We start from the raw sequence: 25,848 nt of genomic DNA on the forward strand, positions 1-25,848 counted from the left end.
ATGGATGAAATATCGCGACGGACTGTCGCGCGTCGTGGCCTGCGCTGGACAAGCCCGCCCCGCAGGCCCACCCCGCTTCCCACATACGGCCATCAGGATACCGCCCGTGGACCTCGACGCCCTCTTGCTGTCACGACTGCAGTTCGCCTTCACCATCGCCTTTCACATCCTGTTCCCGGCCTTCACGATCGGGCTGGCGGCCTATCTGGCGGTACTGGAGGGGCTGTGGCTGTGGACGAAACGCGAGGCGTTCAAGGTCCTCTACCTGTTCTGGGTCAAGATCTTCGCGCTCAGCTTCGGCATGGGGGTCGTGTCGGGCGTGGTGCTCAGTTATCAGTTCGGCACCAACTGGAGTGAGTTCATCCGCCTGACCGGCGGGGTGATCGGGCCTCTGCTGGCCTATGAGGTGCTGACGGCCTTCTTCCTGGAGGCCTCATTCCTCGGCGTCATGCTGTTCGGCTGGAAGAAGGTCGGGCCGAAGCTGCACTTCGCCGCGACCGTGCTGGTGGCCGTCGGCACCACGATTTCGGCCTTCTGGATCCTGTCAGCCAACAGCTGGATGCAGACGCCCCAGGGCTTCCAGATCATGGCCGACGGCCGGTTCGAGGCGACCGACTATATGCAGGTCATCTTCAACCCCAGCTTCCCGACCCGACTGGCGCACATGCTGCTGGCCGCCTTCCTGACGACCGGGCTCGTGGTCGGCGGCACCTCGGCCTGGCGCCTGCTCAAGGACCGCGCCGCCGGAGTCAAGACCGAAGGCTGGAGCGAGAGCCGGATTTCGCTGGTCATGGCGGTCGGGCTGATCGCCGTCCTGGCACCGCTGCAACTGGTGGCGGGTCACGCGTCAGGTGAGGCCACGCACAAATACCAGCCGTCGAAAACCGCCGCCATCGAGGGCTATTGGGAGACCAAGGCCGACCAGCCGCTGCACCTGTTCGGCATCCCCGACCGTGACGCGCAGAAGAACCATTTCGAGGTCTCCATCCCCGGCGTCGGCAACCTGATCCAGGGCGTGGCCAGGGACGAGGTCATCACCGGGCTCGATCAATATGCGCCTGAGGATCAGCCCCCGCCATTCATCCCCTTCTTCGGCTTCCGCATCATGGTCGGCCTGGGCCTGCTGATGATCGGGCTCGGCGTCTGGGGCGCGGTGCTCATCTGGCGCAGGAAAATCTTCGACAGCCCGCTGTTCCTGCGTTTCGCCGTGCTGATGGGACCGGCCGGCTTCATCGCGGTGCTGGCCGGCTGGATGGTCACCGAGGTCGGGCGCCAGCCGTGGGTCGTCTATGGCGTGCTCAGGACCCGGGACGCGGTCTCGCCGGTGATCACCAGCCAGGTGGCGACCTCGCTGATCGCCTACATCGTCGTCTATTCCGTCGTGTTCACCGCCGGGGCCATCTTCATCCTGAGGCTGATGGCCGAGGGACCGGTCTCTGCCATCGCGGAAGCGCCGCCGCGCGGGCAGAGACCGCCGGGCACGGCCCTGGCCGGAGCGCCTGAGGACACGACCCCCGACGGACCCGACAGCGTCCCGGGAGGACCGCAATGACCCTCGACCTGCAACTGATCTGGGCCGGGCTGATCGCGACCGCCGTTCTGCTTTACGTGACACTGGACGGGTTCGACCTCGGCATCGGCATCCTGTTCCCGTTCGCGAAGTCGCCGGGCGAGCGCGACGTGATGATGAACACGATAGCCCCCGTGTGGGACGGCAACGAGACCTGGCTGGTGCTGGGAGGCGGGGGGCTGCTGGCCGCGTTCCCGCTCGCCTACTCGGTGCTGATGCCGGCCCTGTACCTGCCCATCCTTCTGATGCTGGCGGGCCTGGTCCTGAGGGGGTGGCGTTCGAATTCCGCTTCCGGGCGCGCAACAAGGGTCGCAAATTCTGGACCCAGATGTTCGCCGGCGGCTCGATCCTGACGGCCGTGGCGCAGGGGCTGGTGCTGGGCGGTTTCATCCAGGGGGTGACGGTCCGCCACGACCGGTTCGCCGGCGGCCCGTTCGACTGGATGACGCCCTATACGCTGCTGGTCGCCGCGGGGCTGGTGGCCGGTTACGCCCTGCTGGGCGGGACCTGGCTGATGATGAAGACCAGGGACAATCTGCATGGCGATGCGAAGCGCTGGACCCGTATTTCGGCCCTGATCGTGACCGGTCTGCTGGCGGCCGTCAGCGTGGCGACCCTGTTGATCCATCCCCGAGTGGCGGCGCGCTGGGGCTTCGATCTGCAGGACGGGCTCGCGCTGGAACTGGCAGATATGCTTCCGCTTTTGCCAATCCCCCTGCTGGGACTGTTCGGGCTGGGCGTCGTCTTCGTGATGAGCCGCAAGGGCTCGCATCGCTGGCCGTTCGTGGGCGCGCTGCTGGTCTTTCTGTCCGGCTATCTGGGGCTGGCGGCGGGGTTCGCGCCGTACATCGTGCCCTATGCCCTGGACTTCCGGCAGGCCGCCGCGCCGGACAACGCCCTGGGGCTGATGCTGGTGGGGACAGCAGTGATCCTGCCGCTGATTCTGGCCTACACCGCCTGGGTCTACTGGGTGTTCCGCGGCAAGATCGACGAGGAGGCCGGCTATCATCATTGATCCCGTTCCCCCGCCCGAGGCGGGCGAAGACAGCGGTCCGCTGTGGAAGAAGCTGGCCTGGTTCGCGGCCCTGTGCGTGGCCGGATCCGTGACGGTCGCAATCGTCGCCTATGTGCTGAGAAGCTTGCCGTTCTTGGGCTGAAAGGCGATGGTCGCGCCATGTCACACGCGCTCGTCCTCGCCACCCTCCTGATCGCCGGATCCGGGCAAAGCCAGACACCGGCCCCGTCCGCGCCGTCCGTCAGCAGCGCTCTGACCCGCAGCCTGAACGCGGCGCCGCCCGTGGGCACCCTCGCGCCGCGCCCGACCTCGCCCATGTCGCCCCCGGTCTTGATCCTGCCGCCTCCGGGACGGGTCGCGCCGATCCCTTCGCCTCCGGTCACGACGCCGCTGAGGACGCAGCCCCTGACCCCGCCGGCGGTCGCCAATCCGCCCCGCACCCGGCCGTTGGCGACGCCCTCGCCCGTTACGGCCGAGCCTGTCGCTCCGATTCGAGCGCCCGGCCCGGCACCGACGCCGACGCCGACGACGGCTCCGCCCTCCGTGGCCGCACCGAGACCTTCGACCCCCGTGACGGCGGCTCCGATGCCGCGCCCGACAATGCCTGCGCCGGCTCCAGCCGCGCCGACGCTCCGTCCCGCGACGGTCGCCCCGACGACGGCGGCTCCGGCTCCGCGTGCCACGGTTCCCGCGCCCGCTATAGTGGCTCCAGCTCCGGCTCCGCGCACGACGACTCCGGCGACGGCCGCTCCTGCACCGACCCCGCGCCCCGCGGCGCCGACCACGATCGCTCCGGCTCCCGTGCCGCGAGTGACGCCGTCTGTAGCGGCCGCTCCGGTCACGGCACCTCCGGTCGCAGCGCCGGTCGTCGCCCCCGCCGCGCCGCCTCCGCCGCCGGTGACGGTGCTGGACGCGCCGGCGATCCGCGCCCTGCCGTTCATGGTCGACTTGCCCGCCGGGTTCACGATCACGACCGGCAGGCCGGGGCCGAACTTCAACATCTGGACGATCCGGCGGGGGCAGCAGGCCTTGGTGATGGTCTATGCCGGACCGGCGTCACAGTTCCCGATCTACTCGGGCGAGATGGTCGAGGTCGGCCCTCGCGCCACGGTCGTGGCGACGGAGGACGGCCGTCGCGTGGCGCTGGAGCACCTGTTCACCCGTACGACCGCGCCGCAGGAGGTCCACGTCTGGATCACCAGCGTGGAGGGCACCGACCGGACCCTGGCCGAGCAGATCGGCCAGTCCGTGGATGTCCGCTAGGCTCTTCTGACAGGGGTGTCGGTCGCGCCCAGCCGGACCCCGCGCTTGCCGGCGAAGACCAGGACTTCCTGACCCTCTGCGGCGGCCCAGCGGCGCAGTTGGGCCTCATAGGGTTCGCGTCGCCAGTCATGGGGACGCGCCGCGTCGCATTCGACGATCAGCCGCGCGCCGCCCTGTTCCGAATGGAGAACGAAGCCCGAGGTGGTCGGCTTCCAGCTGTCGTCCAGCGCCTCGGTCAGCAGCCAGAGGCAGTTGAACACCCGGCAGTCGTTCGGGCGATCCTCGTAGATCGCGCAGCCGGTCTTCTTGCCGAAATGGCGGCACCAGCGACCCGCGGGCTTCTCAAGGGCAGTGACGCCCATGATCTTGCAACACAGGCCGCAGTCGCCGCAGGATTTCATCCGCCCTCGGACCAGACCGCCAGCTCGTTTCCGGACGGGTCGCTGAAGTGGAAGCGCTGGCCGCCGGGGAAGTCGAAGATGGGCTTCAGGATGGTCGCACCGGCCGCCTCGACCCGGGCGAGCATGGCCGGAAGGTCCTGGGCGTAGAGGACGGGGAGGGGGGCTTTCGGGCGGTCCGTATCGGCGCCGAAGCCGCCGTCCAGACCCTGGTCGAACGCGGCGTAGGTGGGGCCGTAGTCCTGGAAGGTCCAGCCGAAGGCGGCTTCATAGAAGGCCTTTGTCTCCGGGAGGCCGGCGGAAGGCAGCTCCAGATAGTCGAGTTTTCCGTCGCTTCGCATTGTCGTGATCCGATGAAAAAACCGCCGGACACCGGCTTGCCACGGCGCGAAAGTCCAAGCAATCTTGCGAACGGTTCTCAAAGAAGGGGTGCCCCGTGATCGTTCTGTCGACAGGACCAGAAGTCTTGATCCGCCTGATGCGGGAGGCGAAGCCGCTCCACTCGTCCATGCAGCCGAAACCTGTGGACCGCGCCTCCAGGCGCTGAGCAGTCGTTGCGGCGGCCGAACGCCAGCACCAGTTCCGGCCAGACGGCGTTGGCGGCGTTCAGGGCTTCACAGGTCGCGTCGGACCGGGCGGCCAGCAGCCTGGTCCGACGCGCCGAAAAGGGAACGACGGCCGAGATCGATCGTCAGGCCAGCTCGACCGCCAGGGCCACCGCCTCGCCGCCGCCGATGCACAGGGACGCCATCCCTTTCGACTTTCCCCGGTTTTGCAGGGCCGAGATCAGGGTCGTCAGGACGCGGGCACCCGAGGCCCCGATGGGGTGGCCGAGAGCCGTGGCTCCGCCGTTCACGTTCAGCTTCGCGTGGTCGATGCCCATCTCCTGCATGGCGATCATCGGCACGACGGCGAAGGCCTCGTTGATCTCCCACAGGTCGACGTCCTCGACGGACCAGCCGGCCTTCTTCAGCGCCTTGCGCATCGCAGGCACAGGGGCGGTGGTGAACAGGCCCGGCTCGTGGGCGTGGGCGGCGTGCGACACGATGCGGGCGACGACGGGCAGGTTCAGGGCGCGGGCCACGCTCTCGCGCGTCATGACCAGGGCGGCGGCCCCGTCACTGATCGAGGAGGCGTTGGCGGCGGTGATGGTGCCGTCCTTGCTGAAAGCGGGTTTCAGGGTCGGGATCTTCTCCGGCATGGCCTTGCCGGGCTGTTCGTCCTCGGTGACCGTGACGGTCCCCTTGCGGCCCGCGACCTCGACGGGGGTGATCTCGGCCCTGAAGGCGCCGGTCTCGATGGCCTTCAGCGCGCGGCTGAGGCTTTCCAGCGCATAGGCGTCCTGCTGCTCGCGCGTGAACTGGTACGTCTGCGCCGAGTCCTCGGCGAAATTGCCCATCAGCTTGCCGGGCGTATAGGCGTCCTCGAGCCCGTCCATATACATGCTGTCGACGATGACATCGTGGCCGATGCGGGCGCCGCCGCGGTGCTTGTTCATCAGATAGGGGGCACCGGTCATCGACTCCATGCCGCCCGCCACGATGATGTCGGCGCTGCCGGCAGCAAGGCTGTCGGACGCCATCATCACGGCCTGAAGACCCGAGCCGCACATCTTGTTCACGGTCGTCGCCTCGACATGCTGGCCGAGACCGGCGCCGATGGCCGCCTGACGCGCCGGTGCCTGACCGAGGCCGGCCGGCAGGACACAGCCCATGTAGATCTGATCGATCCTGTCCGGGGACACGCCCGACCGCTCGACCGCCGCGCGGACCGCAGTGGCCCCCAGTTCGGTCGCCTTCACGCCGTTGAAGGCCCCCTGGAAGCCGCCCATGGGCGTGCGGGCGAAGGCGACGATGACGACGGGATCGGACATGGACAGGCTCTCACGATGACGTGGAGCGGATGTAGCGTTCACCGAGCGCGATTGCGAGGGCGGGGAAATCCCTTCTCCCCTTGCGGGAGAAGGTGGCCGAGCGAAGCGAGGACGGATGAGGGGTCACGCTGACGTCGACGGTCAGCGTTTGATCCGGCCATTCCAGCTGCCGGTGTGACCCCTCACCCGACCGCGCAAGGACGACGGCTACGCCGCCGTGCGCGGGCTCCCTCTCCCGCAAGGGGAGAGGGAAGAGATCACCACCAGCGCTCCGCCCGACCCACGCCGCCAGCCGCCTGTTCCAGCGCGGCGCCGACCTGGAGCACGGTGGCCTCGTCCAGGGCCTTGCCGATCACCTGCAGACCCAGCGGCAAGCCGTTAGAATCGATCCCAGCAGGCACCGAAATCCCCGGCAGGCCGGCGAGGTTGGCCGTCACCGTGAAGACGTCGTTGAGGTACATCGTCACGGGATCGATCTGCCTGTCGCCGATGGCGAAGGCGGCCGAAGGGGTGGATGGCGTCAGGATGGCGTCCACCTGGCCCCAGACCTTGTCGAAGTCCTCGGCGATGCGACGGCGGACCTTCAGAGCCCGCACGTAATACGCGTCGTAGAATCCGGCCGACAGCACATAGGCCCCGATGACCAGGCGGCGCTGGACCTCCTTGCCGAAGCCCTCGGCGCGGCTGGTCTCATAGAGGTCGGTCAGGCTGGTCGCCTTTTCCGCCCGATGGCCGAACCGCATGCCGTCGTAACGGGCCAGGTTCGACGAAGCCTCGGCGGGCGCCACGATGTAATAGGTCGGCAGGGCGTATTTGGTGTGGGGCAGGGAGATGTCGACGATCTCGCAGCCCGCGTCGCGCAGCCAGGCCACGCCCTGGTCCCACAGGGCCTGGATCTCTGCGGGCATGCCGTCGACGACGTATTCGCGCGGCACGCCGATGCGCAGACCCTTGACCGACTTGCCGACCGAGGCGGACCAGTCGGGCGTGGGGATGTCGAGGCTGGTCGAATCCTTGACGTCGAAACTGCACATGGACTGCAGCATCAGGGCGGCGTCCTCGACCGTCTTCGTGATCGGTCCGGCCTGATCCAGCGAGGAGGCGAAGGCGACCATGCCGAAGCGGCTGGCGCGGCCATAGGTGGGCTTGATCCCGACCGTGCCGGTGAAGGCGGCGGGCTGGCGGATCGAGCCGCCGGTGTCCGAGGCCGTGGCGGCCAGGCACAGGTCGGCGGCAACGGCCGAGGCGGACCCGCCCGAGCTGCCGCCCGGTGTCAGGTCGGCGTTAGAAGCCTTTGACTTCCATGGGTTGACGACCGGACCGAAGGCCGAGGTTTCGTTCGACGAGCCCATGGCGAACTCGTCCATGTTCAGCTTGCCCAGCATGACCGCCCCGTCGCGCCACAGGTTGGCGGTCACGGTGGATTCATAGGGCGGGACGAAGCCACGCAGCATGTTGGAGCCGGCCGTCGTCTGGACGCCCTCGGTGCAGAACAGGTCCTTGATGCCCAGCGGGGCACCTTCCAGGGGGCCGGCGGTTCCGGCCGCGATACGGGCGTCGGACGCTTTCGCCATGTCGATCGCCTTGTCGGCGGTGACCACGACAAAGGCGTTCAGGGTCGGGTTGGCGGCCTCGATATTCGCCACAAAGGCGCGGGTGATCTCTTCCGAAGAGAAGGCCTTCGCCTTGAGGCCGTCGACGGCGGCCTTGAGGGACAGTTTGGTCAGGTCGCTCATGACTATTCGACCACCTTGGGCACGACGTAGAAGCCGTCGGCGGATTGCGGGGCGTTCGACAGGACGGCCTCGACCCGGGCGCCGTCGGTGACGACGTCGTCGCGCAGACGCAGGGGCTGGGCGACGTTGGAGGTCATCGGTTCCACGCCGGCCACATCGACCTCATTGAGCTGGTCGATCCAGGCCATGATGCCGTTCAGCTCGCCGGCCAGGGGCTCCAGCCGGTCTTCGGCGGTCTTGATCCGGGCGAGGTGCGCGACCTTCCTCACCGTCTCTGCGTCGATGGCCATCCGGCCCTCCGATAGTCTCAGTGCAAGCGGGCGGGATTAGCCGCCCGTGCCGCGCCGCACAAGGACCGGAGCGGCCTACTGCGCCGGGGTGATCGTCACGCCGGTTGGGGGCGCGCCGTCGTCGCCGGGCGTCCAGGACACGATCACCTTGCGGTGGCGGTCGCCGATGTTGCCGGTCGCCTCGTCCATCGTGCTCTCATGAAGGTCCAGATCGACGCTCCCGATCTCCGAGGCCAGCACAGTGTAGTCGAGTATGTTTCCCAGGCTGTAGACTACCCAGCCGTCGGAAGGCTCTCCGAAGAAGGCGATGTAGGTGTAGAGGCCGTTCATGGCCGGATCGCCGCCCGCAGTGCCGAACATCTTGGCGCTGCCGGCACCGACCCAGTCGATCCGGACGACGCTGGCGGCGTGCTGGATGTTCTCGTCGGTTTCGGCCTCGGCAGTCAGGGGCGTCGCGGGGCCCGAAGGTGTCAGTGGCGCAGCCTGGACAGCAGCCGCCGGCGCTTCCGTCGTGGTCGATTTGGCCGCCGGCATGGCGTCGCAGGCGACAAGCGAAAGGGCGGCGACGATGGTGATGCTGAGACTCGAAGAACGCGCGGACATGGACCCCTCCGTAACCGATGATAGGCCACAGTCGCCTTTGACAGGCGGAATGGCAACGCCTACCGCCCTCGAATGCCTGTTGTGGATATCGTCGACCTGCCTGAAGCCTGCCCGCCGGGCACGGCGTGGATGGGGCTGGACCTCGGCGAGGCCACCATCGGCGTGGCTGTCTCGGACACGACCCGGCTGATCGCCAGCCCGCTTCAGCTGATCCGGAAATCGAAATTCACCGCGGAGGCCCAGGCCCTGTTCAAGCTGATGGACGCACGGAAGGTCTCTGGGCTGGTGATCGGCCTGCCGGTCAACATGGACGGGACCGAGGGGCCGAGGGCGCAGTCGTGCCGGGCCTTCGCCCGGAACCTGGACAGGCTTCGACCCACAAGCGTCGCCTTCTGGGATGAGCGGCTGTCGACCAGTGCGGTCGAGCGCTTCCTGATTGACGAGCTGGATCTGTCGCGGAAGCGCCGGGCGGGCGTGGTGGACCGGACCGCGGCCGCCTGGATATTGCAGGGCGCGCTTGACCGGGTTCGCGACCAGAAGAGCTGGATATGAACGCCCTGTTCGCCGGGGTCGTCCCGGTCTTCATCCTGATCGCCCTGGGCTATGGCCTGAGGAAGTCCGATTTCCTGCCCGATGCGACCTGGCGGCCGATCGAGAAACTGTCGATCAACCTGCTCTACCCCGGCTTCCTGATCCCGGCGATCTGGAACGCGGACATCTCCGGCGGCGGAGCCAGCGCGGCAGGGGCGGCAGCGGTCAGTTCGGTGGCGATCATTGCGGCGGTGACCTTGCTGGCCCGGCCTTTGATGAGGCTGGAGGGTCCGGCCTATACCTCGGTCTTCCAGGGGGTGATCCGCTGGAACAGTTTCGTCTTCCTGCCGGTGATCCAGGCCGTCTATGGTCCTGACGGACTGGCTCTGGCGGCGGTCGTGATCGCGTCCCTGATCCCGGTGACGAACATCCTGTGCGTGATCGTTCTGGAACATTGGGGGGCCGACCGGCAGGAGATATCGCCGTGGTCCCTGGCCAAGGCGATTCTGTCCAACCCCATCCTGATCGCCTGTCTGATCGGCCTGGCGCTGAACCTGACCCACGTGCCGCCCATTCCCGGGATTTCCGAGACGCTGAAGCTGCTGGGCGGCGCGGCTCTGCCGCTGGGGCTGATCGTCGCCGGGGCCGGCCTGAGCTTCGCCGAGGTCGCGCGACGCAGGGTCACCATCACGGCCGTGTCCTTCGTCAAACTGGTCATCACCCCCATGCTGATGTGGGGCCTGTGCCGGCTGTACGGCGGGGACGAGACGGCCCAGGGAATCGCCCTCCTGTGCGGGGCGGCTCCGGGGGCGGCGGCGTCCTACATCCTGGCGCGACAGATGGGCGGGGATGCGCCCCTGATGGCCGGTATCGTGGCCCTGACCACGGTCGGCAGCGCCGTGGGCATTCCCCTGCTTCTGGCCCTCTTCCATCTGGTGTGAGCGGGACGTATAGCCGGGCGTTGATGACCCAGACCGATGCAGCCGCCGACCTGATCGCCGACCGGCTGGTCCCGTTCCCGAAACCGCATTTCCTTGCCGCCGGCGATCTGAACCCGCCGTTCGTGCTGAGCCTGCTCGATCTGGCGGATGCGTTCGTCGACCTGAACCGTCAGTCGACCAAGCAACTCGACCTGTTGCGCGGCAGGACGGTCATGAACCTGTTCTTCGAGAATTCGACCCGGACCAGTTCCTCGTTCGAGATCGCGGCCAAGCGTCTGGGCGCCGATGTGGTGACCATGCCGGTACAGGCCTCTTCGGTGAAGAAGGGCGAGACCCTGATCGACACGGCGGTGACGCTGAACGCCATGAAGCCCGACATTCTGGTCGTCCGGCACGGCGCGTCGGGCGCGGCGGCCCTGCTGTCCCAGAAGGTCGGCTGTGCGGTGGTCAACGCGGGCGACGGGCGCCACGAGCATCCGACCCAGGCCCTGCTGGACCTCTTGAGCCTGCGCCGGGCCTTCGGCGACGTCGGCGGGCTGACCGTGGCGATCTGCGGCGACATCGCCCACAGCCGGGTGGCCCGTTCGAATGTCGCCCTGCTGTCGATGATGGGCGCGCGGGTGCGGCTGATCGGGCCTCCGACCCTGGTCCCGGGCGACGCCGACCGCTGGGGCTGCGAGGTCTTCCATGACATGCGCGAGGGTCTGGCCGGCTGCGACGTGGTCATGATGCTGCGGCTGCAGCTGGAGCGGATGGATGGGGCCCTGGTCCCGTCGACGCGCGAGTATTTCCGCTTCTGGGGTCTGGACCGCGAGAAGCTGGCCTGGGCCAACGCGGGTGCCAGGGTCATGCACCCGGGGCCGATGAACCGGGGCGTGGAGATCGATTCGGACGTGGCCGACGATCTGACGGTGTCGCTGATCCAGGACCAGGTCGAGATGGGCGTCGCGGCGCGGATGGCGGTGCTGGCCTCGCTGTCGGCTCGTCTGGAGGGCGCGGCATGATGAAGATCTTCACCCGTAGGGGGAGGGGGACCGCCGCGCGCTTGCGCGGGGGTGGAGGGGGCTCACCCCAGACTTCGGCGTGTGCGGTTGGCCCCCTCCGTCACGGCGCAAAGAAGCGCCGCGCCACCTCCCCCAACGGGGGAGGATTTAAGGGATGACCTCGCTCGCCATCATCAACGCCCGGCTGCTGGACCCGGCGAGCGACTATGACGGTCCCGGCTCGGTGGTCATCGAGGACGGGGTCATCACCCGGGTCGAGCGCGGCTCGGTCGCGGTTTCGGCCACGGAGATCCTCGATGCGCGCGGCCTGTGCCTCTCGCCCGGCCTGATCGACATCCGCGTCCGCACCGGCGAACCGGGCGCGGAGCCGAAAGAGACGCTGAAGTCTGCCAGCCTGTCGGCGGCGGCCGGCGGGGTCACCACGGTGGTCATCCAGCCCGACACCGATCCGGCTGTGGATGACCCGGCCATGATTGATTTTATCCAGAGGCGGGGCGCGGCCCTGAACCTGGTGAACGTGCGCGCGGCGGGCGCGGCGACGAAGGCTCGCGACGGCAAGCGGATGGCCGAAATCGGCCTGATGCACGAGGCCGGCGCCCTGTATTTCACCGACGGCGACCATGTCATCGCCGACAGCCGGGTGCTGCAGCGGATCATGGCCTATGCCACGGCCTTCAATGCCCTGATCGCCTGTCGTCCGGCCGATCCGTGGCTGACGGAAGGGTCGGTGGCGACCTCGGGCGAACTGGCGACACGGCTGGGCCTGTCGGGCGCTCCGGCCATCGCCGAACGTATCCAGCTGGAGCGCGACCTGGCCCTGGTCGAACAGACGGGCGTGCGGTTCCTTGTGGATCAAATCTCGACCGAGGCGGCGCTGGAGGTGCTCGCGCGGGCGCGGGGCAGGGGGCTGGAGGTCGCGGCCTCGGTCTCGATCAACCACCTGTGCTTCAACGAGATCGACATCGGCGACTACCGCACCTTCTTCCGCCTCGACCCGCCGCTGCGGCCCGAGAGCGACCGGCGCGCCCTGATCGAGGCGGTGCGCGACGGCCTGATCGAGGCCATCACCTCGGCCCACACCCCGGCTCCGGCCGAGGACAAGCGCCGTCCGTTCGCCGAGGCCGCGCCGGGCGCCGTGGGTCTGGAGACCCTGCTCCCGGCCGCCCTCAGCCTGCACCACGAGGAGGGTCTGGATATCCTCGATGTGCTGCGGCCGCTGACCCACGGCCCGGCGGCCCTGCTGGGTCTCGATGCCGGCGTGCTGCAGGCTGGAGCCCCGGCGGATCTGATCCTGTTCGACCCCGGCGCGCCGGTGATCGTCGACGCGGCGACCCTGCGATCCAAATCGAAGAACTCGCCATTCGACGGGCGCAGGCTTCAGGGACGGGTCGAGATGACGATCGTCGGCGGGCGGGTCGTGTTCGAGCACTAGGCTCGCGCAGTGCGAGTGAGTTTTCGTCCGTCCGTCCGGACGAAAAACACCCTGACGAAACGGACGAAACGGACCAAATCCGGCGCTCGCCCTCTCCGCGAACCGTGATTGGGGAGTATAGGGCCGCGGCGAACCAAGGCGCGTAAGTCGCAGAGCGGGTCCCGCTGTGACTGACCAGATCGGGATTTCAGCGTCGCATAGAAAAGTTTGCGCGGCCTGATTCGGCCCCTGGCACCGATCGATCCTCCGTGGGAGCTAGGGCTTCTGCTCCAGCGCATAGAGAGCCTCGGCCATCTCGTCGGCCTTCGCTGCGATCAACGCCTGGGCGTCGTAGATCGCGCGATTGTAGACCGCATGGCCCAGCTTCTCGGCGAAGAAGTCCATCAGCATCGACGCCTGCAGGTCGCCGATCTCCAGATCCAGTTCGTCCCGCACGAAGGCCTTGATGCGCGGAATCAGGTCGCGCTGCTCTTCCTTCGAGAAGACGATCGGCTTCATCAGGAGACCTCGGCCAGGGCTTCCTCGGCGTCCATCCACGCAGCCTCGGCGGCGTCGAGGTCGGACTGCGACTTGGCCCGCGCGCGGGTCAGGCCTTCCAGCGCCTTCGGATTGGACACGGCGGCGTTGGCCAGGTCGTCGTCGATGCGGGAAATCTCTGCCGTCAGGGCGACGACGCGTTCTTCTGCCTTCTTCACAGCATGACGCAGGGTTGAGGGCGAAGGGCCGCCCTTCTGCTTCTGGGGCTTGGCAGCCGGAGCGGAGGCGACAGCCGCCTCTTCCTTCTTGATCTGACTTGGCTTCACCGCGGCCTGTTTGGCGCGGTCGAGGACGAATTTCGCATAATCGTCCATGTCGCCGTCGAACGGCTTCACCGTGCCGTCTGCGGCCAGCCACAGCCGGTCGGCCACCATCTCCATCAGGGAGCGGTCGTGGGTGATCAGGATGACGGCACCGGTGTAGTCGTTGAGCGCGTCCAGCAACGCCCGACGGCTGTCGATATCCAGGTGGTTGGTCGGTTCGTCGAGGATCAGGACGTGGGGGGCCTCCATGGCCACCATGTTCAGCAGCAGGCGCGCCCGCTCGCCGCCGGACAGGCTGTCGACCGTGGTCTCCTGCTTGTCGTAGTTGAGGCCGAACTGGGCCAGCTTGGATCGACGCCCGGCCTCGGTGGCTTCGGGCATGGCGCGGCGGATGATCTCCAGCGGCGTGTCGGTCGGGTCCATCGCCTCAATCTGATGCTGGTGGAACCAGCCCACCCGCATCTTCCTGTCGCGATGCAGTTCGCCGTCGGTGACCTTGAGCGCGCCGGCGATCATCTTGGCGAAGGTCGACTTGCCGGCGCCGTTGACGCCCAGCAGGCCGATGCGGTCGTCGAGGTCCATACGCAGGTTCAGATTGCGCAGGATCGGCCGGCCGGTCTCGTAGCCGACATTGGCGCGCTCCAGCCGGATCAGCGGCGGTGCCAGGGGCCGTGGCGGCGAGGGCAGGGTGAAGGGGGCGACGCGTTCCTCGATCGTCGTCGAGACGGGCTGCATCTTGGCCAGCCGCTTCATCCGCGACTGGGCCTGGGCGGCCTTGGAGGCCTTGGCCTTGAACCGGTCGACGAAGGACTGGAGGTGGGCGCGTTCGGCGTCCTGCTTGGCCTTGGCCGACAGCTGCAGACGGGCCTTTTCGGCGCGCGCCTGTTCGAACTGGTCGTAGTTGCCGGTGTAGATCTCCAGCTTGCGGTTCGCCAGGTGCAGGATGTGGGTGCAGACCTCGTTCAGCATCTCGCGGTCATGGGAGATGATCAGGGCCGTCGCCGGGTATTTCTTCAGCCGCGCCTCGAGCCACAGGGCGCCTTCCAGGTCGAGGTAGTTGGTCGGTTCGTCGAGCAGCAGCATGTCGGGCTGGGCGAACAGGGCGGCGGCCAGGGCTACGCGCATGCGCCAGCCGCCGGAGAACTCCGACATCGGCCGCTGCTGGTTCTCGTGGTCAAAGCCGAGGCCGGCGAGGATTTCGGCCGCCCGGGAGGGGGCCCCGTCGGCGTCGATCTCGATCAGCCGGGTCCAGATCTCGCCCATCTCCTCGGGCTCGGCGGTTTCGAGACGGCCCAGCAGGTCGTGGCGCTCGGTGTCGGCCTCCAGAATGGTCTCGACCACGCTGACGGGCGTCGCCGGGTGTTCCTGATCCACCGAGCCGATGCGGGCCGTCTTCGGCAGCGAGACTTCGTCGCCGTTGCCGGCGAGTTCGCCGAGGATGATCTTGAACAGGGTCGACTTGCCGATGCCGTTCCGCCCCACCAGCCCGACCTTGGAGCCCGGCGGCAGACTGACCGAGGCGTCGTCCAGAAACTGGCGACCCCAGGCGTTGAACGTCAGGTTGGTGATCTGGAGCATGGCGAAGACAAACGTCCGTAGGGCGAAAATCCGCTCCTCAAGCAGCGAGACGCCGCGCGGAGAGCGATAGGAGCCAACATCATGTTGGAAACCGGGGAGGCGGCGTCTATAAGCCCGCGACCTTCAAACTCCCAACAAGAAGTCTCCTCATGACCGACCGTACCTTCTCGATTATCAAGCCCGACGCCACGCGCCGCAACCTGACGGGCGCCATCAACGCCGTGATCGAGGGCGCCGGCCTGCGTATCGTGGCCCAGCGCCGCGTCAAGCTGACCGAGGCCCAGGCCAGGAAATTCTACGAAGTCCACGCCGAGCGTCCGTTCTACGGCGAACTGGTCGGCCAGATGATCGCCGAGCCGGTCGTCGTCCAGGTTCTGGAAGCCGAAGGCGCGGTCGCCAAATACCGCGACGTCATGGGTGCCACCAACCCCAAGGACGCCGCTGACGGCACCATCCGCAAGCTGTTCGCCCTGTCGATCGGCGAGAACTCGGTCCACGGTTCGGACTCCGAAGAGAACGCCGCGCTTGAGATCGCCCAGTTCTTCACGGATGCCGACATCGTCGGCTAACGCCCGGGCAGTGCGCGACCGCGTCGCGCGCGTCAGCGCCACAAAGAAGAAAGGCCCCGGATCGCTCCGGGGCCTTTTTCGTAATTACCAGATCCGGGCCCGGGCTTCGGGGGCCAGATACTGTTCGTCGCCGGGTGCCACGCCGAAGGCGGCGTACCAGGCGTCGATATTCCGGGGCGGGACGGCGGCCCGGTACATGGCGGGGGCGTGCGGGTCGGTCGTCACCTGTTGGCGCAGATAGGCGTCGCGGCTGTTGGTCCGCCACACCTGGGCCCAGCCGAGGAAGACGCGCTGATCGCCGGTCAGACCATTGATCACCGGGGCCGGCTGGCCGTCCAGCGACATGCGGTAGGCGTCCAGCGCCATCAGCAGGCCGCCCAGGTCGGCGATGTTTTCGCCCATGGTCAGGTCGCCGTTGACGGTGGCACCTTCCACCGGCGACAGGGCTGAATACTGGGCTCCCAGAACTGCTGCCCGCTCCTCGAACTTGGCCGCGTCCTCGGCCGTCCACCAGTCACGAAGCACGCCGTCGCCGTCGGTCTTGCGACCCTGATCGTCGAAGCCGTGGGTGATTTCGTGGCCGATGACGGCACCGATGCCGCCGTAGTTGACCGCCGGATCGGCGCGCGGGTCGAAGAAGGGCGCCTGCAGGATGGCGGCCGGGAAGACGATCTCGTTGCGCGGCGGGTTGTAGTAGGCGTTCACGGTCTGGGGCGTCATGCCCCATTCCAGCGGGTTCACGGGGCGATCCAGTTTGGAGAGGGCGAACTCCCACTCGAAGGCCGACGAGCGTTCGACGTTGCCGTACAGATCGCCGGCCACGAGGTTCAGTCCGTCATAGGAGCGCCATTCATCGGGATAGCCGATCTTCACCCCGAACCGGCTCATCTTGTAGAGCGCCTGCGTCTTGGTTTCCGGGCTCATCCAGTCGAGGTTCTGGATCCGGACGGTCATGGCGGCGCGCAGGTTGGCGACCAGTTCCTCCATCTGGGCCTTGGATTCGGCCGGGAAGTGACGGGCGACGTATTCGCGACCCAGCGATTCGCCCAGCGACCCCTCGACGAGGGTGACGCCGCGCTTCCAGCGGGGCTGGATCTCCTGCTGGCCGCTGAGGGTCTTGCCGAAGAATTCGAAGCGGGCCTCGATGAACGGCTGCGACAGATAGGGGGCGGCCTGGTCGATGACGTGGAAGGCTTCCCAGGACTGCAGGGTCGAGATCGGGGTCTCGGCGAAGACGCGGGCCATGCCGGGGAAGGCGGTGTTGTTGGCCGCGATCAGGGTACGGTCCGTGCCGAGGCCTGCGGCGGTCGCCCAGGCGGTCCAGTCGAAACCGGGCGCGGCCGTGTTCAGTTCGGCCACGGTCATCGGGTTGTAGATCTTGTCGATCTGGCGGTTCTCGACCTGGGTCCAGTGCTCCTGGGCGATCGCGGTCTCGAAGGCCAGGATGGCGTCGGCGGCGGCCGCCGGCTCGGGCCAGCCGGCCAGGGTCAGGGCCTGTTCGATATAGGTGCGATAGGCGGCCTTCTGGGTCACGAACCGGTCTTCCAGATAATAGTCGCGGTCGGGCATGCCGATCCCGCCCTGGACCACATAGGCCGAGGTGCGATCCGGGATGCGCAGATCCTCGAAGGTCTGAACGCCGAAGAGGCTGGCGCCGAAGCCGTACTGGGTGCGGCCCATCAGGGTCGCCAGCTTCTCGCGCGTGTCGGCCGCGCGGACTTCGGCCAGATCGGCCTGCAGCGGCGAGGCGCCCAGGGCATTGATCGCAGCCTCGTCCAGGAAACTGGAGTACATGGAGCCGATCCGGGTCGCATCCGCGCTTGCGCCAGGGTTGGCGGCGCTTTCGTCGATGATGGTGCGCAGATTGGTGTCCGAACGGTCCCGCAGCACGGTGAACATGCCGTAGGAGGCCTTGTCAGCCGGGATCGGCGTGTTGGCCAGATAGGTTCCGCTGGCGTAGCGGTTGAAGTCCTGACCTGGCCGGATCGACGTGTCCATGCCGTTCAGGTCGAAGCCGAAGACGCCGATCTCGGCCTGATCCTCGGACGGGATCTCGACCGGCTGTGGCGCGGTCTGGGCAAGGGCGGGCGAGGCGAGCATGAGGGCGGCGCCGGCGGCGCACGCCATGAGGCGAAGTCTGGACATGAAAGATCCCTGTCTGAATTTCGCGGACACTGACTCCGGTGCGGCCGGATGTCGCGGACAAAGCGCGATGATTACGAACTTCTCATCCGCGTCCGGCAGAAATCGGCGAGCGCGCGGGGGTAGAGGGCGTGTTCGGCATTGAGGACGCGCTGCGCCAGGGTCGCGGCCGTATCGCCGGGAACGACGGGCACGGTCTGCTGGTCCAGGACGGGGCCTTCGTCGACCCCCTCGGTCACCAGATGGACCGTGCAACCCGCTTCGGCGTCGCCCGCTGCCAGCGCCCGGGTGTGGGTGTCGAGCCCGGGGTAGTTCGGCAGCAGACTGGGGTGGATGTTCAGCATCCGACCCGCCCAGCGGTTCACCAGGAAGGGCGTCAACAGCCGCATATACCCGGCCAGGGCGATGACCTCGACTTCCGCCGCGTCGAGTTGCGCCTGTAGGGCGGCCTCGTGGGCGGCGCGGTCCTTGCCGAAGGGTTTGTGGTCGATGGCAGCCTTGGCGACGCCCTTGGCGCGCGCGACAGCGAGGCCGCCGGCTTCCGGGTCGTTGGACAGCACCAGGACCACCTCATACGGCGCGTCAGCGGCCTGACCCGCGTCGATCAGGGCGGCCATGTTCGACCCGGCCCCGGAGATCAGCACAGCCACGCGCACGCGGCCCTCAGGCCGGCTCATCGGGCGGCGGGCGCCGGCGGGTCGCCGACCGAGACGAAGGCGCCGGCCGGACCGGGATAGACGACCGGGCTTTCGTAGCCGTCGTCGGAAATCGACGAGACGCCGAAGAAATAGTCGTCGATCGGCACGGCGGTCAGGACCAGCGACGTCGCCGTCCCGGCCGAGCGGTTGAAGGTCCACTGCGGGGACGTCGTCGAACGCCACCAGACGCGATAGCCGGCCGCCCCGGGCACGGCGGACCAGCGCAGGGTGGTGTCCGGCTTGACCGCCCCCTCGATCGTCACATCGGCGGGGACCATGGGGGCGGAGGCGAGCGCCGCCATGGTGGCGATGTTCAGCCGCGCCACCTGGGCCAGATAGTCGAAGTCCACGCCCTCGAGCGTGTCGCCGTATTCGATGCCGTTCTCGGTGCGCAGGTCCTGGTGCTGGCGGTCGTAGTTCTCGGCCCCCTCGGAGATGCGGACGGCGGGGAAGCCGGCGCGCAGCATCTCGACCTGGTCGCCGCCGCGGCCGAACCGGTCGGTGCGATAGATCATGTCGACGTCGAAATTGACCAGATAGCGGTCGGCGATCCCGTCGATGTAACGGGCCAGGTTGCGCGAGGAACTGTCGACCTCGCCGCCGTTGTAGCGACGCCGGTCGGCCTGGAGCGCGGTCTCGACCGTCTTGGTGCCCTCGGAGAAGACGCGGACCCGGGTGGTGTCGCGGATGCCCGACTGGCCTTCGGAATTGCCGACGATGTCGTTGTTGAGGTTCGCCTCGACCACCCAGCCCTGGGCCTTTGCATAGTCGGCCAGGATGCGGCCGCCGAACAGGCCCTGTTCCTCGCCGGACAGGACGGCATAGACCAGCGTGGCGTCGAACCGGTGATGCGACAGGACCCGGGCGGCTTCCAGCACGGCGGCCACGCCCGAGGCGTCGTCGTTGGCACCCGGTGCATCAGCGGTGAAGTTCATCACATCAGTGACGCGGCTGTCGATATGGCCCGAGATGATGATGACCCGGTTGGGATCGCCGCTTCCGCGCTGGATGGCGACCACATTGACGACCTCGGTCGGCGTCGGGACGCGCGGACCGGTCACCGTTTCGGCGGGCAGGGCGATCTCGAGACAGGTCCCGCAGTCGGCCGAGATGCGGCGGAACTCCCGCTCGGTCCAGCGGCGGGCGGCACCGATCCCGCGGGTCTCGGAGACTGTGTCCGACATCGTGTGACGGGTGCCGAACCCGACCAGGGCGGTGATGTCGGCCTGCATCCGGTCGGCCTCGACCTCGGACACGACGGTGTGGAGCAGCGGTTGTTCGACGGCGGCGGGCGTCTGGGCGTGAGCGACGGCGGGCAGGGCCAGCAGGGCGGCGAGGGCGATCAGGCGCATGGGCGACTCCGTGTTCGGCGGCAACCTAACCATATCCCTCTCCCGGCGGGAGAGGGCTTGAGCGTCCAGGAGCGAAGCGATTGGAAACGCGAAAGGGTGAGGGGTTGGCGATCATCGGTGAGGGCACGACCCTCACCCTTTCGGCCAGGACGCATCGCTAACGCTCTGCGGGCCTCAAGCCCTCTCCCACCGGGAGAGGGAGTAGAGGGAAGACAGGGCGGCAAGGGGGTCATTGCCAGCGTGGCGCGAAGCAGGCGACAACCGGGGCTCGATTGATCCACCGGGGCACCATGGTCACCACGCCGAACGCCAACACCCTGTTCTATGGCGACAACCTCGCCATCCTGCGCGAGAATGTGGCGGACGAGAGCGTGGACCTGATCTACCTGGACCCGCCGTTCAATTCGAACGCCAACTACAATGTCCTGTTTCGCGCGCCGGGCGGCGAGCAGTCGCAGAGCCAGATCGAGGCCTTCGAGGACACCTGGCACTGGAACGTGACGGCCGAGCGCGCCTATGCCGAGGTGCTGCAGTCGGGAAACTCGGACGCCGCCAATATGCTGGCGGCCATGCGGTCCTTCCTCGGGACCAACGACATGATGGCCTATCTGGCCATGATGGCGGTGCGGCTGATCGAACTGCACCGGGTGCTGAAGCCGACGGGGTCGCTCTATCTCCACTGCGACCCCACCGCGAGCCACTATCTGAAGCTGCTACTGGACGCGGTGTTCGGGCCGACGAACTACGCCAACGAGATCATCTGGCAACGTTCGACCGGCAAGAGCCTGATGACACGGCGCATGCCGACCAATCACGATGTCATCCTGTTTTACCATAAGACCTCGGATGCTTTCTGGAACGGGGACGCTTTGTTTGCCGCGTATGACCCCGAAAACCTTCCCGAAAAGACGCTCGAAAAATATGGGCAGATGGACGCTGATGGCCGTCGCTATCAGATGGACAATCTAATCAATCCCAATGCGAACAGACCTAATCTGACCTACGAGTTTCTTGGGGTCACACGCGTTTGGCGCTGGACGCGTGAGCGGATGCAAAAGGCCTATGAGGAGGGACTGGTAGTTCAGTCTGCACCTGGCCGGGTGCCGCGCTTCAAGCGATATCTCGACGAACAACGCGGCGTGCCGCTGGGCGACGTCTGGACCGACATCCCACCCATCAACTCCCAGGCCCAGGAACGCCTCGGCTACCCCACCCAGAAGCCCCTCGCCCTCCTCGAACGCATCCTCGCCGCCTCGTCGAACGAGGGCGACGTCGTCCTCGACCCCTTCTGCGGCTGCGGCACCACCGTCCATGCCGCCCAGAAGATGGGCCGCCGCTGGATCGGCATCGACGTCACCCACCTCGCGGTCGGCCTGATCCAGCGGCGGCTGCGCGACGCCTTCCCGATGGCCGAGTTCCAGGTTCTGGGCACCCCGCGCGACCTCGGGGCGGCGAAGGCTTTGTCGGACGCCGACAAGCATCAGTTCCAGCTCTGGGCCCTGTCGATGATCGACAACGCCGTCCCCTACAAGGGCGGGCGCAAGGGGGCCGACGGCGGGGTGGACGGGTTCGTCTATTTCCAGGTCCCGTCCGACGACGGCGCGGGGTCCAGGACCGTCACAGGCAAGGCCATCGTCTCGATCAAGGGCGGCGGCGTCACCGACAGTCACGTCAAGGACCTGATCACCACCATCGACCACGAGGGCGGCCAGATGGGCCTGTTCGTGACCCTGACCCCGCCGACCAAACCCATGGTCGCCCGCGCCGCCGCCGCCGGCTTCTACGAAGCGGGCGGGCGGACCTATCCCAAGGTCCAGATCCTGACCATCGAACAACTGTTCGACGGCAAGCGTCCGGAGATGCCGTGGCTCGATCCGTCGGTGTTCAAGAAGGCCAAGCGCGAGGCAGGGCCGGACAAGCAGGGGTCGCTGCTGTGATCGTCGGCCCGATGTTCGAGGGCGATGACTATGAGGAACTTCAGAGGCACCAACACGACGCCTATGGTCAGGGGCTATCGATCATCGTCAACGAGGCGAAGGCCAGGTTGCATCGCGCAGAAGCACTCGTCGGACCAACGCCCCTTGGCGATGAGGTCCGACTGGATCGGTTCGACCACCATGTGCTGCAGGATGCGCACGATTTCCTCGCCGCAATCTGGCGACTGGAAACCGGCCAGTTTCAGCCGCCCCTGCCACTGTCAGGTCTTCATGTGGAAGCGTTCGTGACCCAATGGCTGGAGTGGCTCCGAACAAGGGTGTCGGGCATGGAGGATCACCGCATGCGGGACGTGCTCTTGTTGGGCTACATGGACCCCGATCCCGACCACTCAGCCGAAGAGCGTCTGTTGTCGTCGCTTCACGATGAGCTGACGCTATCGGCTCGTTCGCGCGGCTTGCGTGTCACCACCGGACGCGGCCGACAGGAAGGATAGACCATGGCGGACATTGAGCTCTTCCGGATCGGATCAGGCGTCGAGAAGCTGCCGACACAAAGCCCGCAGGTCGAGCGGGCACTTCAGGTGCTGTTCGAAAAGAACCTTGAGGCGATCCTCGGCATCCGGTTTCTGGCGACCGAGTACAGCACGGGCGCTGTCCACGGCGGTCGCATCGACACGCTCGGCATCGACGAGGACGGCAGCCCGGTCATCATCGAGTACAAGCGACTGACCAATGAGAACGTCATCAATCAGGGCCTGTTCTACCTTGACTGGCTGATGGACCACAAAAAGGAGTTCCAGTGGCTGGTGCTGGACGTGCTCGGCAAGGAGGTCGCCGACAAGGTCGAATGGGCGGCCCCACGGCTGGTCTGCATCGCCGGGGATTTCACCAAATATGACGGCCACGCGGTCAAGCAGATCAATCGCAGCATCGAACTGATCCGCTATCGCCGCTTCGGTACGGACCTGCTGATGATCGAGTTGGTCCACAATCCGCGTGTGGCGGCGAAACCGTCTGTGGTCGAGGCGGCGCAACCAACCGCAGCACAGGGCGGCGTCCCGGCCAAGGACCCGTATCTCAGCCAGCGGATCGATTATCGTCTCGGCAATGCCTCGCCGGAGCTGCGGCAGTTGTGGGATTCGGTTTCAGACTTTCTGATGGGCCTCGGCGACGACGTGCAGATGAAGGAGGTGAAATTCTACGTCGCCTTCAAGCGCATCAAGAATTTCGTCTGCCTTGAGATCTATCCGCAGGCCAAGTCAGTCGCCGCCTATCTGAAACTGAACCCTGACACGGTGACAATCGAACCGGGGTTCACCCGCGACGTGCGCAAGGTCGGCCACTTTGGTACCGGCGACCTTGAAGTCAGCATGCGGACGCCCGCCGATTTCGCCAAGGCCCAGGCCCTGTTCCAGCGCGCCTACGACGAAAGCTGACCCCTCTCCCGGGGGGAGAGGGTGACGGAAGGTTAAACCAGTTGCCCGCAGACGAACGCCGCCTCACCCGCTTCCAGCAGCCCGGCCAGCACATCCTCGGCGTTCTCCGGCGCGACGATCAGGATGAAGCCGACGCCGCAGTTGAAGGTCCGGCGCATCTCGTGATCCGAGATGCCGCCCGTTTCGGCCAGCCACTGGAACACCGGCGGCACAGGCCAGGCGTTCCAGTCGAACTCGGCCGTCAGGCCCTCTGCGATACAGCGGGGCGGGTTCTCGATCAGACCGCCGCCGGTGATGTGGGCCGCGCCCTTGATCAGGCCCGCCTTCATCAGCGGCAGGACCGGCTTCACATAGATGCGGGTCGGCTCCATCAGGGCCTGGGCCAGCGAGCGGTCCTGCGCGAAGGGCGCGTCGTCGCCCCAGGCCAGACCCGAACGCTCGACCACCTTGCGGATCAGCGAATAGCCGTTGGAGTGCGGGCCTGAGGACGCCAGGCCGATGATCAGGTCGCCTGTGTTCTGCAGGTCCAGCCGGGGCAGGGCGTGGCCGCGCTCCACGGCACCCAGCGAGAAGCCGGCCAGGTCGTAGTCGCCGCCCGAATACATGCCCGGCATCTCGGCCGTCTCACCGCCGACCAGGGCGGCGCCGGCCTGACGGCAGCCCTCGGCGATGCCCGAGACCACCCGGCGCGCCGCGTCGATCTCCAGCTTGCCGGTGGCGTAATAGTCGAGGAACAGCAGCGGCTCGGCGCCCTGGGCCAGCAGGTCGTTGACGCACATGGCCACCAGATCGATGCCGACGCCGTCATGACGGCCCGTTTCGATGGCGATCTTCAGCTTGGTGCCGACGCCGTCGGTGGTGGCGACGATCAGGGGATCGACGAAACCGGCCGCCTTGAGGTCGAACAGGGCCCCGAATCCGCCCAGGGACGGCTCCGAACCCGGACGTGCCGTGGACTTCGCCAGCGGCTTGATATGCTCGACCAGCATGTCGCCGGCGTCGATATCCACGCCCGCATCGGCGTAGGTCAGGCCGTTCGGCAATGGGTCTTTATTGTCGCTCATCGCTCACGGGCCTGGAATCGGTGCGGAAATATGGTTGCGGCTCTTGCCACGACCGCGTCGCGGGGGGCTATAGCATTTCAATGACGCCGATCACCACCACTGACGCTCTGGCTGCCTTCTGCGCCGCCGTCGCCGAAGCTCCGTTTATCGCCGTGGACACCGAGTTCATGCGGGAGACGACCTACTGGCCCAAGCTGTGCCTGATCCAGGCCGCTACGCCCGAGCATGAGGCCATCATCGATCCCCAGGCCGAGGGGCTGGATCTGGAGCCGTTCCTGGACATCCTGCGCGATCCGAAGATCGTGAAGGTCTTCCATGCCGCGCGTCAGGACACGGAAATCTTCGTCAAGCTGGGCGCCATGCCCCGGCCGATGTTCGACACCCAGGTCGCCGCCATGGCCGCCGGGTTCGGCGATCAGGTCGCCTATGACGGGCTGGTCCGTCAGATGCTGCGCATCGACCTGGACAAGGGCAGCCGGTTCACCGACTGGTCGCGCCGGCCGTTGTCGGACGCCCAGCTGGTCTATGCGATCGGCGACGTGACCCATCTGGCGGCGCTCTATCCGAAACTGCGCGACCGGCTGAACAAGGACGGACGGCTGGACTGGGTCACCCAGGAGATGGAGGATCTGGTCGATCCGGCCCTCTACGACACCGATCCGGAGAAGGCCTGGAAGCGGCTGAAGCCCAAGAAGTACAACGCGAAATACCTCGCCGCCTTCAAGGCGACGGCGGTGTGGCGCGAGCGAGCGGCCCAGGATCGCGACCAGCCGCGCGGCCGCATCCTGAAAGACGAGGCCATCGACGAGATCGCGACCCAGACCCCGATGGACGTCGAGGCCTTCAACCGCCTGCGTTCCGTGCCCAAGGGGTTCGGTGGTTCGCGTCTCGGCCTTGAGCTGACCGAGGAACTGAAGCGGGTCATGGCGGACCCGGAGGCGCACGCGCCCAAGCTCGATCGTCCGGCCCACAACCAGCCGGCACCGCCGTCGGTGGTCGAACTCCTGAAGGTTCTGCTGAAGGCCAAGAGCGACAATGCCGGCGTGGCATCCAAGCTGATCGCGAATGTCGCCGACCTCGAACGAATCGCCATCGACGACAACGCTCCGGTCGAGGCCCTGACCGGCTGGCGGCGTCAGCTGTTCGGCGAGGACGCTCTGAAGCTCAAGCGTGGCGAGATCGCCCTGGTCCTCAACGGTGCCCGCGTCGAGGTCGTCGAGATCGAGTAGACGTTACGGCTGTACCGCCGGCTGCCACAGCTCAATCGGGTTGCCCTCGGGGTCGTGGATCCGGGCGAACTGACCGACCTCCGGCATGGTGTCCCACTCCGGTTTGGTGATGACCTCGATCCCGGCGGCCGCCAGACCGGCCTTCAGCCCGTCCAGATCGTCGACCCGCAGGTTCATCATCCACTGTTTGTCGTCCGCGAAATAGTCGGTGTCCGCCTTGAACGGCGAGAAGACGGTCGGCCCCGCCTCCTGATCCCAGACGTAGACGCCCTCGGGCGCGCCCACACCGAGATGCTCCAGATACCAGGCCGCGAGGGCCTTCGGGTCCGTGGAGCGGAAAAAGAACCCGCCGATGCCCGTGACAGCCATGGTCGTCTCCCTGTGACG

The 25,848-nt window shown here is 67.1% G+C and carries 24 protein-coding genes and 1 pseudogene; 12 read left to right on the forward strand and 13 right to left on the reverse strand.

All coding sequences use genetic code 11. From position 1 onward, the window contains the following. Nucleotides 1-106 precede the first annotated feature (106 nt). From ACW18A_RS06175 to ACW18A_RS06185, 3 genes and pseudogenes are all read left to right on the forward strand, one after another. Entirely contained in the window at nt 107-1,552 is a 1,446-nt protein-coding gene (locus tag ACW18A_RS06175; RefSeq protein ID WP_492023917.1) for a cytochrome ubiquinol oxidase subunit I, read from the forward strand. Then, a pseudogene (gene cydB / locus ACW18A_RS06180) lies at nt 1,549-2,585 on the forward strand (cytochrome d ubiquinol oxidase subunit II). Before ACW18A_RS06175 ends, cydB begins: the two are co-directional and overlap by 4 nt. Before the next feature lie 159 nt (nt 2,586-2,744). Continuing rightward, on the forward strand, nt 2,745-3,848 hold the full coding sequence (locus tag ACW18A_RS06185) for a hypothetical protein (RefSeq protein ID WP_492023918.1): 1,104 nt from the start codon (nt 2,745-2,747) through the stop codon (nt 3,846-3,848). Here ACW18A_RS06185 and ACW18A_RS06190 read toward each other — a convergent pair. From ACW18A_RS06190 to ACW18A_RS06215, 6 genes are all read right to left on the reverse strand, one after another. Further along, a complete protein-coding gene (locus ACW18A_RS06190) occupies nt 3,845-4,249 on the reverse strand; it encodes a YkgJ family cysteine cluster protein (protein ID WP_492023919.1) in 405 nt (134 codons plus the stop codon). The two genes, ACW18A_RS06185 and ACW18A_RS06190, sit on opposite strands and share 4 nt — an antisense overlap. Next, a complete protein-coding gene (locus ACW18A_RS06195) occupies nt 4,246-4,587 on the reverse strand; it encodes a VOC family protein (RefSeq protein ID WP_492023920.1) in 342 nt (113 codons plus the stop codon). The genes ACW18A_RS06190 and ACW18A_RS06195 overlap by 4 nt, the downstream gene beginning before the upstream one ends. A gap of 350 nt (nt 4,588-4,937) precedes the next feature. Then, nucleotides 4,938-6,125 carry a thiolase family protein gene (locus ACW18A_RS06200; RefSeq protein WP_492024348.1) on the reverse strand — a complete coding sequence of 396 codons (1,188 nt, stop codon included), beginning with the start codon at nt 6,123-6,125 and terminating at the stop codon, nt 4,938-4,940. 251 nt (nt 6,126-6,376) lie between these two features. After that, on the reverse strand, nt 6,377-7,855 hold the full coding sequence (gene gatA, locus ACW18A_RS06205; protein ID WP_492023921.1) for an Asp-tRNA(Asn)/Glu-tRNA(Gln) amidotransferase subunit GatA: 1,479 nt from the start codon (nt 7,853-7,855) through the stop codon (nt 6,377-6,379). A gap of 2 nt (nt 7,856-7,857) precedes the next feature. After that, nucleotides 7,858-8,145 carry an Asp-tRNA(Asn)/Glu-tRNA(Gln) amidotransferase subunit GatC gene (gene gatC, locus ACW18A_RS06210; RefSeq protein WP_298161500.1) on the reverse strand — a complete coding sequence of 96 codons (288 nt, stop codon included), beginning with the start codon at nt 8,143-8,145 and terminating at the stop codon, nt 7,858-7,860. Between the two features lie 75 nt (nt 8,146-8,220). Beyond that, nucleotides 8,221-8,748: a hypothetical protein gene (locus ACW18A_RS06215; protein ID WP_492023922.1), complete on the reverse strand. Its 528-nt coding sequence runs from the start codon at nt 8,746-8,748 to the stop codon at nt 8,221-8,223. Nucleotides 8,749-8,820: 72 nt separating this feature from the next. Between ACW18A_RS06215 and ruvX the strand changes: the two genes are divergently transcribed. The 4 genes from ruvX to pyrC all read left to right on the forward strand — a co-directional run bounded on the left by ruvX (nt 8,821) and on the right by pyrC (nt 12,656). Then, complete coding sequence (ruvX, locus tag ACW18A_RS06220) at nt 8,821-9,300, forward strand: Holliday junction resolvase RuvX (RefSeq protein WP_492023923.1); 480 nt, start codon at nt 8,821-8,823, stop codon at nt 9,298-9,300. Continuing rightward, the gene (locus tag ACW18A_RS06225) at nt 9,297-10,220 is read left to right on the forward strand and encodes an AEC family transporter (RefSeq protein WP_492023924.1); all 924 of its coding nucleotides are present in this window, start codon (nt 9,297-9,299) and stop codon (nt 10,218-10,220) included. Before ruvX ends, ACW18A_RS06225 begins: the two co-directional genes overlap by 4 nt. Before the next feature lie 23 nt (nt 10,221-10,243). Beyond that, complete coding sequence (locus ACW18A_RS06230; RefSeq protein WP_492023925.1) at nt 10,244-11,224, forward strand: aspartate carbamoyltransferase catalytic subunit; 981 nt, start codon at nt 10,244-10,246, stop codon at nt 11,222-11,224. 154 nt (nt 11,225-11,378) lie between these two features. Then, nucleotides 11,379-12,656, forward strand: a complete 1,278-nt coding sequence (pyrC, locus tag ACW18A_RS06235) for a dihydroorotase (RefSeq protein WP_492023926.1) — start codon at nt 11,379-11,381, stop codon at nt 12,654-12,656. Nucleotides 12,657-12,911: 255 nt separating this feature from the next. On the opposite strand, the gene ACW18A_RS06240 is transcribed toward pyrC, so the two are convergent. Together ACW18A_RS06240 and ACW18A_RS06245 are read right to left on the reverse strand one after the other, a co-directional pair. After that, on the reverse strand, nt 12,912-13,154 hold the full coding sequence (locus tag ACW18A_RS06240; protein ID WP_492023927.1) for a DUF2164 domain-containing protein: 243 nt from the start codon (nt 13,152-13,154) through the stop codon (nt 12,912-12,914). Next, the gene (locus ACW18A_RS06245) at nt 13,154-15,034 is read right to left on the reverse strand and encodes an ABC-F family ATP-binding cassette domain-containing protein (protein ID WP_492023928.1); all 1,881 of its coding nucleotides are present in this window, start codon (nt 15,032-15,034) and stop codon (nt 13,154-13,156) included. Before ACW18A_RS06245 ends, ACW18A_RS06240 begins: the two co-directional genes overlap by 1 nt. Nucleotides 15,035-15,183: 149 nt before the next feature. Between ACW18A_RS06245 and ndk the strand changes: the two genes are divergently transcribed. Next, nucleotides 15,184-15,603, forward strand: coding sequence for a nucleoside-diphosphate kinase (gene ndk, locus ACW18A_RS06250; RefSeq protein WP_492023929.1), 420 nt, complete (start codon nt 15,184-15,186; stop codon nt 15,601-15,603). Nucleotides 15,604-15,687: 84 nt separating this feature from the next. Here the strand turns inward: ndk and ACW18A_RS06255 are convergent, their stop codons facing one another. From ACW18A_RS06255 to ACW18A_RS06265, 3 genes are all read right to left on the reverse strand, one after another. Then, complete coding sequence (locus ACW18A_RS06255) at nt 15,688-17,748, reverse strand: M13 family metallopeptidase (protein WP_492023930.1); 2,061 nt, start codon at nt 17,746-17,748, stop codon at nt 15,688-15,690. A gap of 71 nt (nt 17,749-17,819) precedes the next feature. Next, nucleotides 17,820-18,422, reverse strand: coding sequence for a phosphoribosylglycinamide formyltransferase (gene purN, locus ACW18A_RS06260; protein WP_492023931.1), 603 nt, complete (start codon nt 18,420-18,422; stop codon nt 17,820-17,822). Continuing rightward, entirely contained in the window at nt 18,419-19,795 is a 1,377-nt protein-coding gene (locus tag ACW18A_RS06265; protein WP_492023932.1) for a M28 family peptidase, read from the reverse strand. The genes purN and ACW18A_RS06265 overlap by 4 nt, the downstream gene beginning before the upstream one ends. Before the next feature lie 272 nt (nt 19,796-20,067). Here ACW18A_RS06265 and ACW18A_RS06270 point away from each other — a divergent pair, with 272 nt between their 5' ends. From ACW18A_RS06270 to ACW18A_RS06280, 3 genes are read left to right on the forward strand one after another with little or no spacing between them, the layout of a single operon-like run. After that, nucleotides 20,068-21,732, forward strand: a complete 1,665-nt coding sequence (locus tag ACW18A_RS06270) for a DNA methyltransferase (protein ID WP_492023933.1) — start codon at nt 20,068-20,070, stop codon at nt 21,730-21,732. Beyond that, nucleotides 21,729-22,226: a hypothetical protein gene (locus tag ACW18A_RS06275; protein WP_492023934.1), complete on the forward strand. Its 498-nt coding sequence runs from the start codon at nt 21,729-21,731 to the stop codon at nt 22,224-22,226. Before ACW18A_RS06270 ends, ACW18A_RS06275 begins: the two co-directional genes overlap by 4 nt. 3 nt (nt 22,227-22,229) lie before the next feature. After that, nucleotides 22,230-23,168 carry a DUF5655 domain-containing protein gene (locus tag ACW18A_RS06280; protein ID WP_492023935.1) on the forward strand — a complete coding sequence of 313 codons (939 nt, stop codon included), beginning with the start codon at nt 22,230-22,232 and terminating at the stop codon, nt 23,166-23,168. Nucleotides 23,169-23,200: 32 nt separating this feature from the next. Here ACW18A_RS06280 and purM read toward each other — a convergent pair whose 3' ends face one another. Beyond that, complete coding sequence (gene purM / locus ACW18A_RS06285) at nt 23,201-24,232, reverse strand: phosphoribosylformylglycinamidine cyclo-ligase (protein WP_492023936.1); 1,032 nt, start codon at nt 24,230-24,232, stop codon at nt 23,201-23,203. Nucleotides 24,233-24,312: 80 nt separating this feature from the next. Between purM and rnd the strand changes: the two genes are divergently transcribed. Next, nucleotides 24,313-25,461 carry a ribonuclease D gene (gene rnd, locus ACW18A_RS06290; RefSeq protein ID WP_492023937.1) on the forward strand — a complete coding sequence of 383 codons (1,149 nt, stop codon included), beginning with the start codon at nt 24,313-24,315 and terminating at the stop codon, nt 25,459-25,461. A 3-nt stretch (nt 25,462-25,464) separates the two neighbouring features. Here rnd and ACW18A_RS06295 read toward each other — a convergent pair whose 3' ends face one another. Further along, nucleotides 25,465-25,830 carry a VOC family protein gene (locus tag ACW18A_RS06295; protein ID WP_492023938.1) on the reverse strand — a complete coding sequence of 122 codons (366 nt, stop codon included), beginning with the start codon at nt 25,828-25,830 and terminating at the stop codon, nt 25,465-25,467. Between the last annotated feature and the right edge of the window lie 18 nt (nt 25,831-25,848).

The sequence above is a fragment of the Brevundimonas sp. AVps5 genome, from assembly GCF_058681515.1.